General features: G+C 70.9%; 15 protein-coding genes, 1 tRNA gene and 1 pseudogene. 9 read left to right on the forward strand and 8 right to left on the reverse strand.

The annotated features are described in order from the left end of the window. Nucleotides 1-53: 53 nt before the first annotated feature. Together ACNPQM_RS19275 and ACNPQM_RS19280 are read right to left on the reverse strand one after the other, a co-directional pair. Complete coding sequence (locus ACNPQM_RS19275) at nucleotides 54-1157, reverse strand: LLM class flavin-dependent oxidoreductase (protein WP_418084966.1); 1104 nt, start codon at nucleotides 1155-1157, stop codon at nucleotides 54-56. Between the two features lie 75 nt (nucleotides 1158-1232). Further along, nucleotides 1233-1976 carry a decarboxylase gene (locus ACNPQM_RS19280; protein WP_418084967.1) on the reverse strand — a complete coding sequence of 248 codons (744 nt, stop codon included), beginning with the start codon at nucleotides 1974-1976 and terminating at the stop codon, nucleotides 1233-1235. Nucleotides 1977-2144: 168 nt separating this feature from the next. Between ACNPQM_RS19280 and ACNPQM_RS19285 the strand changes: the two genes are divergently transcribed. From ACNPQM_RS19285 to ACNPQM_RS19310, 6 genes are all read left to right on the forward strand, one after another. Then, entirely contained in the window at nucleotides 2145-3134 is a 990-nt protein-coding gene (locus ACNPQM_RS19285; protein WP_418084968.1) for a D-2-hydroxyacid dehydrogenase, read from the forward strand. Nucleotides 3135-3258: 124 nt separating this feature from the next. Beyond that, entirely contained in the window at nucleotides 3259-4161 is a 903-nt protein-coding gene (ehuB, locus tag ACNPQM_RS19290) for an ectoine/hydroxyectoine ABC transporter substrate-binding protein EhuB (RefSeq protein ID WP_418084969.1), read from the forward strand. Between the two features lie 46 nt (nucleotides 4162-4207). Continuing rightward, nucleotides 4208-4948: an ectoine/hydroxyectoine ABC transporter permease subunit EhuC gene (gene ehuC / locus ACNPQM_RS19295; protein WP_358857794.1), complete on the forward strand. Its 741-nt coding sequence runs from the start codon at nucleotides 4208-4210 to the stop codon at nucleotides 4946-4948. Next, complete coding sequence (gene ehuD / locus ACNPQM_RS19300; RefSeq protein WP_418084970.1) at nucleotides 4945-5586, forward strand: ectoine/hydroxyectoine ABC transporter permease subunit EhuD; 642 nt, start codon at nucleotides 4945-4947, stop codon at nucleotides 5584-5586. Before ehuC ends, ehuD begins: the two co-directional genes overlap by 4 nt. After that, entirely contained in the window at nucleotides 5576-6418 is an 843-nt protein-coding gene (gene ehuA / locus ACNPQM_RS19305) for an ectoine/hydroxyectoine ABC transporter ATP-binding protein EhuA (RefSeq protein ID WP_418084971.1), read from the forward strand. Before ehuD ends, ehuA begins: the two co-directional genes overlap by 11 nt. 166 nt (nucleotides 6419-6584) lie before the next feature. Next, a complete protein-coding gene (locus ACNPQM_RS19310) occupies nucleotides 6585-7343 on the forward strand; it encodes an IclR family transcriptional regulator (protein ID WP_358857791.1) in 759 nt (252 codons plus the stop codon). Between the two features lie 213 nt (nucleotides 7344-7556). Here ACNPQM_RS19310 and ACNPQM_RS19315 read toward each other — a convergent pair whose 3' ends face one another. Further along, nucleotides 7557-8660 (reverse strand): endonuclease/exonuclease/phosphatase family protein, encoded by a 1104-nt coding sequence (locus tag ACNPQM_RS19315; RefSeq protein WP_418084972.1) that lies wholly within the window; start codon nucleotides 8658-8660, stop codon nucleotides 7557-7559. Between the two features lie 80 nt (nucleotides 8661-8740). Further along, nucleotides 8741-9385, reverse strand: a complete 645-nt coding sequence (locus ACNPQM_RS19320) for a M15 family metallopeptidase (protein WP_418084973.1) — start codon at nucleotides 9383-9385, stop codon at nucleotides 8741-8743. Between the two features lie 295 nt (nucleotides 9386-9680). Between ACNPQM_RS19320 and ACNPQM_RS19325 the strand changes: the two genes are divergently transcribed. From ACNPQM_RS19325 to ACNPQM_RS19335, 3 genes are all read left to right on the forward strand, one after another. Further along, complete coding sequence (locus ACNPQM_RS19325) at nucleotides 9681-10358, forward strand: response regulator transcription factor (RefSeq protein ID WP_418084974.1); 678 nt, start codon at nucleotides 9681-9683, stop codon at nucleotides 10356-10358. Nucleotides 10359-10450: 92 nt separating this feature from the next. Beyond that, nucleotides 10451-11524, forward strand: a complete 1074-nt coding sequence (locus ACNPQM_RS19330) for a sensor histidine kinase (RefSeq protein ID WP_418084975.1) — start codon at nucleotides 10451-10453, stop codon at nucleotides 11522-11524. A gap of 97 nt (nucleotides 11525-11621) precedes the next feature. After that, nucleotides 11622-11695, forward strand: a tRNA-Lys gene (locus ACNPQM_RS19335). 119 nt (nucleotides 11696-11814) lie between these two features. Here the strand turns inward: ACNPQM_RS19335 and ACNPQM_RS19340 are convergent. The 4 genes and pseudogenes from ACNPQM_RS19340 to ACNPQM_RS19355 all read right to left on the reverse strand — a co-directional run. After that, on the reverse strand, nucleotides 11815-13482 hold the full coding sequence (locus ACNPQM_RS19340; RefSeq protein ID WP_418084976.1) for an AMP-binding protein: 1668 nt from the start codon (nucleotides 13480-13482) through the stop codon (nucleotides 11815-11817). A 26-nt stretch (nucleotides 13483-13508) separates the two neighbouring features. Beyond that, nucleotides 13509-13811: pseudogene (locus ACNPQM_RS19345) on the reverse strand (lytic polysaccharide monooxygenase); the annotation flags it as partial. Between the two features lie 78 nt (nucleotides 13812-13889). After that, nucleotides 13890-15536, reverse strand: a complete 1647-nt coding sequence (locus tag ACNPQM_RS19350; RefSeq protein ID WP_418084977.1) for an SPFH domain-containing protein — start codon at nucleotides 15534-15536, stop codon at nucleotides 13890-13892. A 10-nt stretch (nucleotides 15537-15546) separates the two neighbouring features. Then, nucleotides 15547-16934, reverse strand: a 1388-nt coding sequence (locus tag ACNPQM_RS19355; RefSeq protein ID WP_418084978.1) for a peptidoglycan-binding protein, incomplete at its 5' end; no start/stop codon positions are given.

Raw genomic sequence — 16934 nt, forward strand, 5'->3', positions numbered from 1 at the left:
GGCCTGGGTTCAGGCCCGCCCGGCGCTCGAAGGCGGAACGGTCGGCACGGACCTCAGCCACGCAACCCGTACGCGTCCGCGATCAGGTCGTAGCTACGCAGCCGCGCCTCCCCGCCGTGCGCATTGGCCGTGATCATCAGCTCGTCCGCCCCGGTCCGCTTGGCCAGGTCGTCCAGGCCGCTGCGCACCTCGTCCGCCGTCCCGTGGATGACATTGCCGAGCCAGCTGTCGACGAACTCCCGCTCCACCGGACTGAAGGCATAGGCCTCCGCCTCCTCCGGCGTCGGGATCAGACCGGGGCGGCCGGTGCGCAGGCGGAGCATCGACAGGGCACCGGTCAGGACCTGGCGGCGGGCCTCGCGCTCCTCGTCGGCGGCCAGCGCCGAGACGCCGATCAGGGCGTACGGGGCGTCCAGCACCGCGGAGGGCTTGAACGAGTCCCGGTACAGGTCGAGCGCCGGAATCGTGTTCTGCGCCGAGAAGTGGTGGGCGAAGGCGAACGGCAGACCCAGGACCCCGGCCAGCCGGGCGCTGAAGCCGGAGGAGCCGAGCAGCCAGATCGGCGGGCGGCCCGCGGGACCCTGCACCGGTCCGGGGACCGCATGGATCCGCGCGTACGGGTGGCCGTCCGGGAAGTCGTCGTCCAGGAACCGGGTCAGCTCGGCGAGCTGCTGCGGGAAGTCTTCGACACCCTCGCCCAGCCGGTCCGTGCGGCGCAGCGCGGCGGCGGTCGCACCGTCCGTGCCGGGGGCGCGCCCGAGGCCGAGGTCGATGCGGCCGGGGGCCATGGCCTCCAGCGTGCCGAACTGTTCGGCGATGACCAGCGGGGCGTGGTTGGGCAGCATGACCCCACCGGAGCCGAGCCGGATCCGCTCGGTGCGTGCGGCGAGGTGGGCCAGGATCACGGCCGGGGACGACGAGGCGACGCCGGGCATGGAGTGGTGTTCGGCGACCCAGAGGCGATGGTAGCCGCGGCGCTCGGCGAGCTGGGCGATGTCCACGCTGGTGCGCAGCGCCTGGGTCGCGGTGCGGCCCTGGCCGACGGTCACCAGGTCGAGCACCGACAGCGGCACGGAAGCCGTTCCCTCGGCCCTGCCCCGAATGCCGTCGCCGCGACTCTCGTCGCCTCGGTTCTCGTCGCCTCGGTTCTTGTCCACGTGAAGGCCTCTCCGGTGATGCTCGTGCGTCCGGGGGAAGCTAACAGGAGGTTGTCTCCGGTTATTCCCGGCCGGTCACTTCCCGACCGGCGCGGGCGGCGCTTCCCGGGTGGCGAACAGTGTGCCGAGCTGGGGCGCCCAGGTGCGGCGACGGGCCAGCCGCAGAGCCTCGTACACCGCCACCTGGTTCGCGGTGAGGACCGGTTTGGCGAGGAGTTCCTCCAGGTCACGGACGTGCGCGGCAGTGTGCACGGCGTTGTCCGGGAGCAGTACCGCCTCCGCGTCCGGCCGGTCCGCGGCCACCGCGAGCTCCTTCAGCCGGTCCAGCCCCCACCCCGCGGCCGCGGCCGCGGAGGTGACGCCACCGCCGCGCACGGCGACCACCTCGACGCCCGCGGCGGCCAGGAAATCGCCGAAGAGCCCGGCGATCTCCTCGGTGTACGGAGCGGCGACCGCGACACGCGCGGCGCCCAGCGCCCGTACCGCGTGGACGAAGGCGAGCGACGTACTCGACGCGGGCAGCCCCGCCGCCCTGGCCAGAGCCGTGCTCTGCTGATGGGCACCCTCCCACCCGTACACGAGACTCCCGCCGGTGCTGGCCCAGACCACCGACTCGGCACCGGCGCGCCGCAGCTCCTCGACCCCGGCGGCGAGGCGTTCGGGTGCGCCCCGCTGCCGCAGGATCTCGGTACGGCGGTCGTCCTCGCCCGGCTCCGTGCGGTTGACGACGAGCCTGATGGTGGTGTCGAGCATGACCTCCATGCGCGGGAAGTCGCCGTCCGCGAAATGGCCCGGGTAGAGGAAACCGACGGTCGTCATATTCACCCTCCTGCACTGCTGGACCGGTGCACTGCCGCTGCCCTCCCCACTGCCCAGTATTCCCCCGGCGCCCGCACCCCTGCCGACCTTGGCGTTGACGGGCGCGGGCCCGGGTGCGAGCGTGGTCAATCCATACATCTCAGACATTGACGAGGCGAACACTCCCTGATGTCAGAGCCCACCCTCCTCGTTCTCGACGCCGACCCGTCGCCGCGCCTCGGCCGGCTGACCGGCCGGGTCCGCATCCGCTACGTGGACGAAGCCGGCCTCGCCGGGGAGCTGCCGCACGCCGACGCCCTGCTGGTGTGGGACTTCACCTCGGACGCGGTACGCGCCGCCTGGCCCGGCGACGGACCGCGGCCCCGGTGGGTGCACACGGCCAGCGCGGGAGTGGACCGGCTGCTCTGCCCGGAGCTGGCCGGGTCCGGCACCGTGCTGACCAACGCGCGGGGCATCTTCGAGCAGCCGATCGCCGAATACGTGCTGGGCCTGGTGCTCGCGTTCGCCAAAGATGTCCCCGGCACGCTGGAGCTGCAGCGCCGGCGGCGCTGGCACCACCGCGAGTCGCAGCAGCTCGCGGGCGCCCGCGCGGTCGTCGTCGGGGCCGGGCCGATCGGCCGGGAGATCACCCGGCTGCTCGACGCACTGGGCGTCCAGGTGGCACTCGTGGGGCGTACGGCGCGGCGCACCATCCATGGAGCCGAGGATCTGGACCGGCTGGCGGCGCTCGCCGACTGGGTGATCTGCGCGGCGCCCCTGACGGAACGGACGCGCGGAATGTTCGACGCGCGGTTCTTCGGGCTGATGCAGCCTTCGGCCCGCTTCATCAATGTGGGGCGAGGCCCGATGGTCGTCGAGGACGATCTCGCCGACGCGCTGCGCCGACGGTGGATCGCGGGCGCGGCGCTCGACGTCTTCCAGCACGAGCCGCTCGCTCCGGGCAGTGGACTGTGGGACGTACCGGGGCTGATCGTCTCCCCGCACATGAGCGGCGACACCGTGGGCTGGCGGGACCGGCTGGGGGAGCAGTTCGTGAAGATGTACGAACGGTGGGCGGCCGGGGAGCCGTTGCCGAACGTGGTCGACATGCGGCGCGGGTACGTCCCCTCACCGGATGTCCCCGGCGACCCGAACGGCATTGACACGTCTGCGTTTTGAGACACGGAGAGGTCACCTTCCGGACACCGTTCGGTCACACCGGACCACTTCCTGCATAGACGTACGGGATCGGGCAGGCGCTCGGCTGTCCGAACTGTTCGTCCGTTCCAGGAGATTGCGAACCATGGCCGACTTCCCGAACCTGTCCCGTCGGAGCTTTCTCAGCCGCTCAACAGCCGTGGGCGGCCTGCTCGTCGTGCCCGGTGCGCTCGCGGCGTGCAGCAAGACCGGCTCCGGTGTCACGGACGGCGCGGGGGCGCTCGACAAGCTCCGCAAGCAGGGCTTCGTCCGGGTCGCGTACGCCAACGAGGCCCCGTACGGCTATCTGGAGGGCAAGGAGCTCAAGGGTGAGGCGCCCACCCTGCACCGGGAGATCTTCAAGGCGCTCGGGATCGAGGAGCTGAAGCCCACTCTCTCCGAGTGGGACGGGCTGATACCCGGGCTGCAGGCCGGAAAGTACGACGTGGTCAGCGCGGGCATGGCGATCACCCCCGAGCGCTGCGCCAACGCCCTTTTCTCCGAACCGGAGTTCATCTCGCCGACCGCGCTGATGGTGAAGAAGGGCAATCCGAAGAACGTCACGGACCTGACGTCGGCGAAGGCCGCCGGTATCACCGTCGGTGTGATGTCGGGTGCGGTCGAGGGCTCGTACGCCGAGGGCGCGGGCATCTCGAAGGAGAAGATCAAGACACTGCAGAAGCCGCAGGACGGCGCCGACGCGGTCAAGGGCGGCAGGATCGACGCCTTCCTGCTCACCGGAATCTCGCTGCGCTGGCTCGCCAAGACCAACCCGGGCACCGAGGTCACCGAGGCGTTCCTGCCGGAGCTCGACGGGGAGAAGCAGTACAGCCCCGGCGGCGCCGTCTTCCGCAAGGGCAACGAGGACCTGCGGGACTCCTTCAACCGCGAGCTGAAGAAGATCGTGTCCGACAGGTCGCGCTATGTGGAGCTGCTCCAGGAGTACGGCTTCGGCGCCACCGAACTCCCGCCGGCCACGCTGCGGACGGCGGATCTGTGCAAGGGCTGACGGGACCGGCCCGGCCGGTCACGCCGACAGGGACGGACAGCGCCGCATGAGCGACTTCTTCTCCGCCCTCTCCGACAATCTCCCCCAGCTCCGGTCGGGGCTGTGGGTCACCCTCCAGGCCACAGTGCTGGGCTCGCTGCTCGCCCTGCTCCTGTCGTTCGCCCTCGGGCTGATGGCCATCAGCCCGATGCTCCCGGTGCGCGGTGTGTCCCGGGTGGTCGTGGAGTTCTTCCGCGGCACCTCGCTCTACATCCAGCTGTTCTGGCTGTACTACGCGATGCCGCCGCTGACCGGGTACGAGCTGACGCCGCTGCTCTGCGGCGTCGTCGCGTTCGGCCTCAACTACGGGGCATACGGCTCCGAGGTGGTGCGCGGCGCCATCAACTCCGTACCGCGTGCCCAGCACGAAGCGGCCGTCGCGCTGAACCTGACGCCGTTCCAGCGGATGCGGAAGGTGATCCTGCCGCAGGCCTGGGTGCAGATGATCCCGCCCTTCACCAATCTGCTGATCCAGCTGCTGAAGTGCACGCCGCTGCTGTGGCTGATCTCCGCGGCCGATCTGATGACCGTGATCCAGCAACTGCGCGACCGGACCGGTGAGACCCTCACCGCGTATCTGACCCTGCTGGCGGTCTACTTCGTCCTCGCGTACGCCCTGACCCTGCTGATGAACCTGCTGGAGCGAACCGCCAAGCGGCGGCTCGGACTGCCGACCGGCGCGGGCTCCCTGCTGCGCACCCGCTCCGCGGTGGACGCCGTGGCGACGACCGCCGGAGGTGCCCGGTGAACGGCTTCGACTGGAACGCCGCGGGCGACGTCCTGCCCCTGGTTCTGCAAGGGTTCGAGGTCACACTGCTGGCGACCGTGCTCGGCACGCTCGTCGCGGCCGTACTCGGGCTGGCCGTCGCGGTCGCCGGCCGGGCGCCGAGCCGGTTCGTGACGGTGCCGGTGCGGGCCGTCATGGAGTTCATCAGGTCCACCCCGCTGCTGGTCCAGCTGGTGGGCGCGGCAGCCTTTTTCACCTCGGTGGAGCCGTTGACCATCGGCATCGTGGTGCTGGGTATCCACTACGCCGCCTACACCTCCGAGGTGTACCGCGCCGGAATCGACGGTGTGCCGAAGGGCCAGTGGGAGGCGTGCCGGGCGCTCTCGCTGTCGCCGCGGCGGACCTGGCAGGCCGTGGTCCTGCCACAGGCGGTGCGCAAGGTGCTGCCCGCCCTCGGCAACTATGCGATCTCGATGTTCAAGGAGACTCCGTTCCTCGCCGTGATCACGGTGCAGGAAATGGTCTTCGAGGCCCGCAAGTACGGGGCCGACCACTTCGCGTACACCGAGGCTTTCACGCTCGCCGGACTGGTCTTCCTGGTCGCGAGCTACCCCACCTCACTGCTGATGAGAAAGCTGGAGAAGCGCCTTGGCCACTGAACCTCTCCCCCTGCAGAAGACGGCGGCCCCGGTGCCCGAGGACGGCGCGCCCCCCGCCGCGGGCACGGACGCCCTGGTCCGCTTCGACCGCGTGGTCAAGCGGTACGGCGACCATGTCGTCCTCGACGAGCTGGACTTCTCGGTGCGGCGCGGCGAGCACGTCACACTGATCGGGCCGAGCGGCTCGGGAAAGACCACGATCCTTCGGCTCCTGATGACGCTGGAGAAGGTGAGCGGCGGCGTGATCTGGGTGGACGGCGCGCCGCTGTCCCATGTCCGGACGCCGGACGGCGCCCTGAAGCCGGCGGGTGAGAAGCATCTGCGCGAGTCCCGGAAGAAGATCGGAATGGTCTTCCAGCAGTTCAATCTGTTCCCGAACATGAAGGTGCTGCAGAACATCACCGAGGCGCCGATCAGCGTGCTGGGCATGGAGCGGGACGAGGCGGAGAGCCGCGCGCGCGAGCTGCTCGACCTGGTCGGGCTGGCCGGGAAGATCGACGCACACCCGTCCCAGCTCTCCGGCGGCCAGCAGCAGCGGGTGGCGATCGCGCGGGCGCTGGCGATGCGGCCGGAGATCCTGCTGCTGGACGAGGTGACGTCCGCGCTCGACCCGGAGCTGGTGGCGGGCGTGCTGGACCTGCTGTCCGACATCGCCAGGACCACCGACATCACCATGCTCTGCGTGACCCACGAGATGAATTTCGCCCGTGACGTCTCGGAGAAGGTGCTGATGTTCGACGCAGGGCGGGTGGTGGAGGCCGGTCCGCCGGAAAAAATCTTCACCGCTCCCGAACACGAGCGTACGCGCGAGTTCCTCGACGCGGTGCTGTGACCTCGCCGTCAGTCGATCGTTATTGACTCTGGCATGTGCCAGACAGGTGCGCCCCAGCTGACAGCGCCGGGGCGCACCGATGAACTCATCAACAGGCCTCCGCCACATGCCTCTTGGCGGCTATCGTGGTGCAAAAGCTTGCGGTCACAACCTGGTGGGGGAAACCGTGGTCTTGCAGCCCGAACCGACCGCACCGTTCCACTCGGTGCAGTACGCCCTTCGTGTTCTCGATACGGTCTCCAAGCACGGCACCGGTGTGACGGACACCCAGATCTCCCGGGAGACGGGACTGCCGGTGGGGCATCTCGCCTCACTGCTGCTGACGCTGCGTCGCGAGGGCTACGTCGAGCAGGTGTCCGACGGCGCCTATGTGATCGGCGCCTCACTCCTGCTGCTCGGCTCCGGGGCCGCCCGCAGGCAGGCACTGGAGAACAAGCTCCAGCAGATCCTGGACCAGCTGCGCGATTCGGTCGGCGCCGCGGTGTACATGAGCCGGTATGTCGACGGCGAGATCCGGGTCACGCAGTACGCCGACGGTCCGCGCACCCCCGCGGTCAACGAGTGGGTGGACTTCCGGTCCGCCGCGCACGCCAGCGCGATCGGCAAGTGCCTGCTGACCCAGCTCGACCAGAACGGCCGCCGCGACCATCTCGCGCGCCACAAGATCGCCCGGCTCACCTCGCGGACCATCACCAGCGAGAAGGTCCTCTTCTCCAAGCTGGACAGCCAGCCGGCGACGGTCCCGGTGCTCGACCTCCAGGAGTACGCGGTGGGGACGGTCTGCGCAGCCGTCCCGCTGACGGCGGGCTCATCGGCCGGCTGCCTGGCACTCTCCCTGCCGGTCGAGGATGCGCACCGGCTGCGCTCGGCGGCAGAGGCGCTGAACCGGCGGGCCGCGCCGGTCCTGCTGTCACTGGCGCTCTAGGGCGTGTTTCGAAAGTCCCGCCTGCCGGGCGGCGTCTGGCACGCACGCTCGCTGCGTTGTCGGGCTCGCCCCGATACGACCGGTATCGGGGCGACCCTCCGCCTTGCGATCGCACGCACCGGACGCCGCCCGGCCCGCCCTAGGGGCGGACGACGCTACTTTCGAAACACGCCCTAGGTGATTTGCCCTGGGAGCTCGGGGGCGGTGCGCCTGCTACCCCTTCAGCCTGGCGGCGACGGGCCGGTGGTCGCTGCCGGTCGCGGGGAGGGTCCAGGCGGCGGTGGGGGTGACGCCCCGGGTGAGGATGTGGTCGATACGGGCGACCGGGAACGCCGCGGGCCAGCTGAAGCCGAAGCCGGTCCCCGCCTCGTCCTGGACAGACGTCAGCCGGGAGTTCAGGGAGGCGAGGCCCCGGTCGGTGGTGGCGCCGTTGAGATCGCCCATCAGGAGGATTTTCTTCTGCCGTTCCTGGTCGACTGCATGATCGAGCGCGGTCAGGACCTGGTCCCGCCGTGCGATGGTGAAGCCGGAGACGCCGACCCGGACGGAGGGCAGGTGCACCACGTAGACGGCGAGCGGGCCGTCCGGCCCCTGGACCCGGGCGCGCAGGGAGCGGCTCCAGCCGGGGTCGATGGTGACGCGCTCCGAGTCGGTGATCGGGTAGCGGCTCCACAGGGCAACGGTGCCGATGTGGACCGAGTGTGTGAGCCGGCGGCTCAGCACCTTCCGGTAGGCGGGCATCGCGTCATCGGTGATCTCTTCCAGGGCCACCAGGTCGGGGCCGGCGGCAAGCAGCGTCCGGGCGGTCCCCGCCGGGTCCGGGTTGGGGGCGCCGACGTTGTGGGTGACGACCGTCAGGTCCGGCTCGGCATCCGGCCGCCCGCCGAGAAACAACTGCCCGAACATCGCAACCCACACGGCAGCGACCAGGAGCGCGGCGACGCCGGCCGGCACCGACCTGCGGAGCAAGGCGGCCGACAGCAGCACGGGCACGGCCAGACCTGTCCAGGGCAGCAGGGTTTCGAGCAGGCTGCCCGGATTGCCCATCGAGTTGGGAACCAGCGAGTGGCCGACCAGCACGATCCCCGTCATGACCGCCAGGGCGGTCGGAACCCGGCCCTTGCGCCATCCGTAGTCACGTCCATGCCGATCGGATATGTGGTCCGGCCGGTCGTGGGCTTGTCGGTCCGGCACGGGTGCTGCCCCGGAGGCGGCCTGCTGTTCGGGCTCGGAGTCGGTGGGCGGTATCTGGGCGGGGTCGAAGAATCCGCCACCGATGTACACATCCGGGTAGGGGTCTTCGTGCAGGTCGGGCATGCCGTGTCCTTCAAAGGCGGGGGTGGGTCGGCGCGGACCGGCTCGGCGCTGCCGGCTCAGGGCGAGGCGATGGGTACCCGTCAGCCGGCGGCATTGTTCAGGGGACCGGGGCAGGTGCCGCCGGGGGCGGTCAGCAACTCGAAGTGCCACATCTCGTTGGCGTAGACCTGGCACAGGCCATAGGCGGGGCCGTTGCGGATGAGCCAGTCGTCGGCGTCGGTGGGGCCGATGTCCACCGCTTTCCCGGACACGTGGGTCGACTTCTCCGGGGTGTTCACGAACTCCCGCGCCTTTTCCAGGCTCCCGTACTTCTCGATTCCCTCCTCCAGCAGGCGCTGCTGGTGTTCCTTGCTGCGCCAGCCCGACGTGACCACGAATTCGATGCCGTCGTTCCGGGCATCCCCGGCCGCTTCCCGCACGGCCTTCAGCAGACGCTTGTCCAGACGGGTGACGGCCGCGTGGCGGGTGTCGAAAGGAGTGATTTCACGGTCGTCCGGCAGGGCACCGTCGTCGGCAGCCTCGGCTGGGACCTCCGCGGGTGCTCCGCCGCTGTCCGGCGAATGCTCTGCCGGTGCGGTTGCCCGCGCGGCCGGTTCGCTCCGGGTCGTCACGACCCACATCGCCGACAGCGTCAGAACCAGGAGTGCGCCGATTCCTGCCATCATCCGGCCGGGGAATCGGCGCGCCGCCGTGGTTGAGCGGTTCGCCACGTGGTTGTCGTGCATCGCGGCCTCCAGGCATCTCGGACACAGCGGCGGGTGCCGCTCGGTGATGCCTTGAGTCAAGGGCGGGCCGTGTAGTCGGGCCGTCTCGATTTCCCCATACGTTTTCGATAGGCCCGGACCGCTCCAATAGGGATGGCCGGGTACAGGACCGGCGGCCGGTCCGACTCGCGGCCGGAATCTCGGCAGGAGCCCTCCGCAGTGCGGAAATCACTCTTCGCCACCGTTCCCTTCCAGGGCCGTAGGCTGGACCGGAAGCCGGATATCAGCCGGTTTGAAACAGAGCGGGAGAGGCCGCATGCGGGTGCTGATTGTCGAGGACGAGCCGTATCTCGCCGAGGCGGTGCAGGCAGGTCTGAGGCTCGAAGCCATCGCCTCCGACATCGCCGGGGACGGCGACACCGCCCTGGAACGCCTCGACGTGAACGAGTACGACGTCGTCGTACTAGACCGCGACATCCCCGGCACGCACGGCGACGACGTGTGCCGGACCATCGTGCAGCGCCGCCTCGGCTGCCGCGTGCTCATGCTGACGGCGGCGGGCCTCCTCAGCGAGAAGGTCACCGGGTTCGAGATCGGCGCCGACGACTACCTGACCAAGCCCTTCGACCTGAAGGAGCTGGTCGTACGGCTCCGCTCACTGGCCCGCCGGCCCAAGGACAGCACACCCCCGGTCCTCGAGTACGCCGGAATCCGGCTGGACCCGTTCCGGCGCGAAGTCTTCCGCGACGGGAAGTACGTCGCGCTCACCAGGAAACAGTTCGCCGTCCTGGAAGTCCTCATGACGGCGCGGGGCGGGGTCGTCAGCGCGGAGACGCTGCTGGAGCGGGCCTGGGACGAGAACGCCGACCCGTTCACCAACGCGGTCCGCATCACCATGTCCACGCTCCGCAAACGGCTGGGCGAACCGTGGTCCATCCACACCGTGCCCGGCGTCGGATACCGGCTCGACGAACCGGCGGGGCACGGACGGTGAACCGGCGATCAGCACCTCACCGAGCCACCACTGCGGCACCGGCGGCGGACGACCCGGCGCGCCCCATTCGGCCGCGGCGGCTGACCGCCCGGATGAAGCTCACCCTCACTTATGCCCTGTTCGTGGTCGTCGCGGGCGCGTTCACCCTTGCCGTCATCTACCTGGCCATGCGCTTCGTGCCCAACTACCCCTTGACCGCCGCGAACCCGCGGGACGAAAGCGGCGCCCCTTCCCGGCAGGAGATCCTTCAGACCCTGCTCGAAGCGTCCGGCCTCACGCTGCTCCTGCTGGCGCTCGTCGGGGTCGGCGGCGGCTGGTTCATCGCGGGCCGCGTCCTGCGGCCCGTGCAGGACATCACCCGCGCTGCCAGACGGGCGGCCGACGGCTCCCTTGACCACCGCATCGGACTCACCGGTCCGCGCGACGAGTTCACCGATCTCTCCGACACCTTCGACACGATGCTCGCCCGCCTGCAGCGGTCCTTCGACGCCCAGCAGCGCTTCGCCGCCAACGCCTCGCACGAACTGCGCACCCCGCTCGCCATCAACCGCACCATGCTCGACGTCGCCACCGCCGACCCCGACGGCCAGGACTACCCCCGACTCGTGGCCCGGCTGCGCGAGACCAACCAGCGCGGCATCGAGGTCACCGACGCCCTGCTGCAGCTCTCCGCCCTCGACCACACCCCGCCCACCACCCAGCCCCTCGGTCTCGCCGACACCGCCGAAGAGGCCCTCGATCTCGTCCGTGAGGAAGCCTGGACACGGGGCATCACCCTCTCCACCGACATCCACCCGGCCCCGGCCACCGGCGACGGCGTACTGCTCCGCCAGCTCGCCCTGAACCTGCTCCACAACGCCCTGCGGCACAACCTGCCCACCGGCGGATCGCTCACTCTGGCCACCGGCCCCGACCCAGTACACCCTGGCCGCGCCGTCCTGACCGTCACCAACACGGGGCCCCTCCTGCCCGACACGGTCGACCACCTCACCGAACCGTTCCTGCGCGGCAGCGGACGCCTGGCCGAGAAGGACCCCGCACGCCGCGGGCACGGCCTCGGCCTGGCCATCGTCGCGGGTATCGTCCGCGCCCACCACGGCGACCTGACCTTGACCCCCAACCCCGGCGGCGGGCTCACCGCCCGCGTGTCACTCCCCAGCCCGTAGGGGAGCCGTCCGGTCAGGCCGGATGTCCCCCGCGGGCCCGTCGCGGGCGCGTGTCATCAGCACCCTTCGGGACCAGGTATTATTTTCGAGTCAGCAGGCGCCGCTAGCTCAGTTGGTTAGAGCAGCTGACTCTTAATCAGCGGGTCCGGGGTTCGAGTCCCTGGCGGCGCACAGACAACGCCCAGGGCGGTTCACGTACACACGTGGGCCGCCCTGGGCGTTTTTCGCGGTCCGCCGCCCGTACACGCGTGTCACGCAGGCGTACCGGACAGCCGTCAACCATGTCGTCCTCAGTCGCCGGACGACACCAGGTGGGCGCGCCCGTGCGCCTCGTACTCGCCGAGCAGGGCGGCCAGCTCCGCGCCCCGCAGCCTTTCGTAGGGTCCGCCGGCCCCGTTCCACCAGACCGGGTCGGCGCTCCGGAAGCCCTCTCGGCGGAGCGCCACCCGGTGCACCTTGTTCGTCGCCGTGACCGGCATCGCCGCGACGATGCGTACGAAGCGGGGCGCCATCTTCGTCCCCAGGTCCGATTGGGCTGCCAGGAACGCGGCGAATCCGCCGGGGTCGAAGGCCGCCCCCTCGCGCAGCGCCAGCGCCGCCATCACCTGGTCGCCGGCCACCGGGTCCGGCACCGCGTACACCGCGACGGCCGCCGCGTCCGACCAGCGGGCCAGAATGTTCTCGATCATCGCGGCGGCCAGGTTCTCGCTGTCGACCCGCAGCCGGTCGTCCGTCCGGCCCGCGAAGTAGAGGAAGCCGGCCGGGTCGCGGAAGAAGAGGTCCCCGGTCCAGTACCAGCCGCCGCGCACCCGGGCCGCGTCCGCCTCCGCGTTGCGCCAGTAGCCCTCGAAGGGCGTACGGCCCCGGTTGACCAGTTCTCCTATCGCATCGTCCCCGTTGAGCAGCCGCCCGCGCGCGTCGAGTACCGCCGCAGCCCGCTCCTCGCCGGTCTCCGGGTCGACGACGGCCAGATCGTCGCGGGGGGACGACCGGCCGACAGCGCCCGGCGGGGTGTCCGGGGTCCGCTGGATCGCCGCGCCGCCCTCGGAGGATCCGTACCCCTCCACCAGCCGCACCCCGAACCGCTCCCGGAACCGGGTCGCATCCACGGCGCCCGCCTCCGTGCCGAATCCGAGCCGCAGCGGATGGTCACGGTCGTCGGAGCGCTCGGGGGTGGCCAGCAGGTATTGCACGGCGCGGCCGACGTAGGTGAAGTACGTGGCCCCGTGCGTGCGCACGTCGTCGAGAAAGCCGGAGGCCGAGAACCGGCGGCGCAGGGCGACCGCGGCGCCGCCCGCCAGAGCGGGGGCCCAGTCGGCGATCACGGCGTTGCCGTGGAACATCGGCATGCAGATGTAGTGGACGTCGTCGCGCCGCACCCCGAAGTGGTCGACCAGCGACTGCCCGGCCGCCGCCAGTCGCCCCTGGGTGCAGATCGCGGCCTTGGGCGCACCGGTCGACCCCGAGGTGAAGTAGAGCAGCATCCGGGTCCCGCGCCCGACCTCCCGGAGCACCGCCTCGCCCGGCTTCGCCCCGGCATATCCGGCGAGCAGCGCGGTGTACGCGTCGGTGTCGGTGACCAGCACCCGTACGCCCGGCAGATCGAGCCCGTCGAGCAGCGGCAGATGTGCGCTTTCGGTGACCAGGACCCGGCAGTCGGTGTGCAGGATGTCGCGGGCCAGCTCGGCTCCGCGGCGGGTCGGGTTGATGCCCGCGACGGCGGCCCCGGCCAGGGCCGCCGCGCTCAGCCAGAGCGGGAATTCGGGGGTGTTGTCGAGCAGCACCCCCAGGTGCGGTTCGCCGTCCGCCGACAGCAGATCCGCCAGGAGCGCGGCCCGCACGGCAGCTCCGGAGGCGACCTGGTGGTGGCTGAGGACGGTTTCCTCGTGCTTCAACCCTGGCCGGTGGTCGCCCCATTGGCGCTGTACGAGCTCCGCTACGGTGCCTGCGCTCCCCATGGCGCCGAACGGTAACTGACTACACGTCAGAACTGAACGTCGGAGCACGCATAGAACGCGTTCCCGGTGTCCGCGACGGTCCAGACGCTGAGGATGATGTGCTTCCCGGTCTTCTGGGTGGGGATGGTGCCCTGCTGCGTCAGGGTCGCCGGGGGCCGCTGACCGCCGTACGGCACGGTTATGAACGGCTGCGACTCGAGCGCCGCCCTGGTGAGCGGCTTGGTGGGGTCCCAGCCGTTCCTGGTGATGTAGTACCGGAAGTCGGTCGTGGCGTGCTGGGCGGTGAACTGCCAGCGGAAGCTGAAGCCCTGGCCTGCGGTGACCTCAGATTATTGACGGATCATGAACATGTCCAGACCAATGGGAACGGGATTCCGGTTCGCCGCGGACGCGGTACGGACGCGCCGTCAGGCCCCGCCCGCACCGCTGCGTCCGGTGTAGAACGCCACCGTCAAGTCCTTTACCAGCGACTTCCGTTCGTAATCGTCGAGCTCCACGAGGCCGCGGGAGGTCAGTCGGCTGACCGTGTCGTCCACCGCGTCGATCACCGAGGTCAGCACACTGTCGCGGTGTCGGGCGTCAATGGCGGCGATCCGGAGGCGGTGCATCGAGGCAGCGATCTCCGGTGCGTACTCGATGCCGGTCGGCTGCGCGGAGTACACCTCGATGCCCACCGGCTCGCACTCCGCCTTCAGCATCCCGGTCAGCGCGTCACCGACCGCCTCCGCGTTGCGCAGCGTGTGGGCGTCCTCGTGGAACGCGTCGGCAGGGAGCTGCGAGAAGACCCGTGCCATCGCCGCCTCGACCTGCTCGCGCAGATACTTCTCATGGTCCGCCACCCCGAGCGTCGCCCGCACGGTGTCCTTGACCTGCCACACGACGAGGACGACGACGCGCAGCGCCGTACCGTTCGCATCCACCACGGGCAGCGGTTCGCTGCGCCAGTGCCGGAGCCGTACGTCGACCCAGCGGCGCAGCAGCAGCGGGCTGACCCAGACGAGCCCCGTCCGCCGCACGCTCCCCCGGTAGTCGCCGAAGAACGTCATCACCCATGCGTGCCCGACGCGGCCGCGAGCCAGACCGCCGAGCGCGAAGAACACGACGGCCACCAGGGCGGCGAGCGCCGCCCATGTCCCGATGCCGATGCCGTCGTACGGACGCGAGCCGATCCCGAGCCGGGCGAGCACCCCGGCGGGCAGCGCGCCGGCCCACCACAGCACCGCCCCACCGCCGGCGATCCCGGCCAGCCCGGCGAGCAACCCCGCCCACCCGGGCAGCGCGGTCCACGGCTTCTCGGTCAGCCGCGGATCACCGGCCGGCGCGGGTCTGGTGGGCGCCGCAGGCACCCGCCCCGGGCCCGCCGCCTGCTCGCCGACGCCGGTCCCCCCGGCGGGATCGGCGGCTTCGGGGGGCTCGGACCCGCCACGGAAAAGAGGGTGGCCAGGGATGGAGGGTGGATGTTCACGGACGATGACGACGTGCCGCCGACCGGTCACGGCATCGTCGGGTTTCGACACCGGCACGGGGGCCGATTCGGATTCCTCCACGAGGACGGCTTCGGCGGCCGAGGCGGACACCGGCTCCATGGGGGGCGGTGTGCTGTACGGCGCATCGGGGCCGGGGTCGGTCCGAGCCGGCTGCGTGGTGCCGGACACGGCGTCCAGGAGCGGGAGGGCCGGCGGGCCCGAGTCGGAGTCAAGGGCCGGCGCCGAAGCCGAAGCCGAAGCCGGAACCGACACCGAGGCCTTGGCCGAGGCCGCACCCGGGGCGGGGTCCGTCACGTCACCCGGGACCAGGTCGAGCACGAGGTCGAGGGCGGCATCCGAGCCGGCCCGCGCCTCCGCCCCCGCACCGGAGCCGCCCCCGCCCTCCATACCCGCAACCGATGCCGGACCGTCGCCCGGTCGCACATCCGCACCCGCCTCCCAGCCGGCCCCGGCGCCTCCGGCACCCTCCGTGCCGTCCGCTCCGCCGCTCACCGGCTCCCGTTCCTTCCCGCCCTCCGGGACTCCGGAGCTGCCCGACACCATGGATCGCATTCCCGCCTCCGTCATGTCCGTGTCCTCACGCGAAGAGTCGCCGCCAGGTCTCCGGGCCGGGGTAACCGTCGGCCTCGCTGCCCCGCCAGCCCTGGGCCCGCTGGAAGGCCTCGACGTTGCGCCGGTCCGCCTCGGTCCACCGGGGTCCGGGGCCCGTCGTGTAGTACGTGCCGTATCCCTTCTTCACCAACTGCCTGCCGAGCCTTTCGACATGGCTACTGGACCGGCCCGGCCGGAAATGACCCCGGCCCGGGAAGGCCGGGGCCGCATGCGAACCGCTCCCCCGGCTGCCGCCACCCGTGCTTCCGCTTCCGCTCACCGGAATGTTGCGGCCGGTCCCGTTCATCAGCAGGCGCCAGGTGTGCGGGCCGGGGATGCCGTCGGCCTCCTTGCCCTTCCAGCCCTGCGCCTTCTGGAACGCCTGGGTCGCGCGCCGGTCGGCGTCACCCCAGCCCGGCCCGGGTCCGACCTTGTAGAAGCGCCTTCCGCCACGGTCCACAAGCGTCCGCCCGAGCTGGGTGACGTACGTGTTGCTGACGCCCGGACCGAATGACCTGGCGCCCGGGAACGCCGCCGCCCCGCTGCCTCCCGCTCCGGTTCCGCTGCCCGCGTCGGTAGCGGTGGCCAGCCCCTTGTAGCGGTAGGGGACGTATTTGCCCGAGTTGGTCCAGTAGGCCATGGGCGTCGTCTGCTTGCGCGTGTGCGGAGGAGTCTGTTCGTAGGCCGTGTAATGGGTGTGCGTGTAGTCGGTCCAGCCTCCGAAGATCGTGACGTGCGAGCCCTTCGAAGGGTTGGCCAGGTTGTGGAAGAGCAGCATGTCGCCGGGCTGCAACTCCGCTCGCGCGATCCGGGTTCCGTACTTGGCGAGGCTGCCCGTCCACTCGTTGGCGTCGAGCTTCCAGGCCATCGACACATAGCCGGAGCAGTCCTGCCGGTATCCGTCGGACCAGTACTTCTCCATGCTGTACGGGACCTTCGCGCTCACCCATTTCTTGGCGCGGTTGATGATGTCCGCCCGCGTGGACTTGCGCAGCGCCGAGGAAGAGCCCGTGGACGAGGGCGGGCCGGAGGCCCCCCCACCCCTCAGCGGACCGGGTTTTCCCTGCGGAGTGACCATGCCTGTATCGGCCGCGTCCTTGTCGGCCCGCTTCGTACCGTCCCGGTACCTGCCGTCCGGGCCTGGGGCACCGGCGTCCGTATCGCCCGGGGCCGTATCGACCGAGGCCGTCACCCCGTCCGCCCGGGCGGATCCGGCCGGCCCGGCTGCGTGCCCGCTCGCCGACTCGGCCGCGCCGGTGCTCAGCACCACGCCCGCCGCCGTGGACTTGCGCAGCGCCGAGGGAGAGCCCGTGGACGACGGCGGACCCGGCGGCTTCCCACCCCACAGCGGACCGGGTTCTCCCTGCGGAGTGA

This window comes from Streptomyces sp. NPDC056231, assembly GCF_048270745.1.
GTDB lineage: Bacteria > Actinomycetota > Actinomycetes > Streptomycetales > Streptomycetaceae > Streptomyces.

Excerpts from the sequence above, each read along its gene's own strand:
- ACNPQM_RS19280 (WP_418084967.1), bottom strand. The coding sequence starts at position 1,976 with ATGACGACCGTCGGTTTCCTCTACCCGGGCCATTTCGCGGACGGCGAC.
- ACNPQM_RS19285 (WP_418084968.1), top strand. The coding sequence starts at position 2,145 with ATGTCAGAGCCCACCCTCCTCGTTCTCGACGCCGACCCGTCGCCGCGC.
- ehuB (WP_418084969.1), top strand. The coding sequence starts at position 3,259 with ATGGCCGACTTCCCGAACCTGTCCCGTCGGAGCTTTCTCAGCCGCTCA.
- ehuC (WP_358857794.1), top strand. The coding sequence starts at position 4,208 with ATGAGCGACTTCTTCTCCGCCCTCTCCGACAATCTCCCCCAGCTCCGG.
- ACNPQM_RS19315 (WP_418084972.1), bottom strand. The coding sequence starts at position 8,660 with ATGCCCGACCTGCACGAAGACCCCTACCCGGATGTGTACATCGGTGGC.
- ACNPQM_RS19320 (WP_418084973.1), bottom strand. The coding sequence starts at position 9,385 with ATGCACGACAACCACGTGGCGAACCGCTCAACCACGGCGGCGCGCCGA.
- ACNPQM_RS19325 (WP_418084974.1), top strand. The coding sequence starts at position 9,681 with ATGCGGGTGCTGATTGTCGAGGACGAGCCGTATCTCGCCGAGGCGGTG.
- ACNPQM_RS19330 (WP_418084975.1), top strand. The coding sequence starts at position 10,451 with ATGAAGCTCACCCTCACTTATGCCCTGTTCGTGGTCGTCGCGGGCGCG.
- ACNPQM_RS19340 (WP_418084976.1), bottom strand. The coding sequence starts at position 13,482 with ATGGGGAGCGCAGGCACCGTAGCGGAGCTCGTACAGCGCCAATGGGGC.
- ACNPQM_RS19350 (WP_418084977.1), bottom strand. The coding sequence starts at position 15,536 with ATGACGGAGGCGGGAATGCGATCCATGGTGTCGGGCAGCTCCGGAGTC.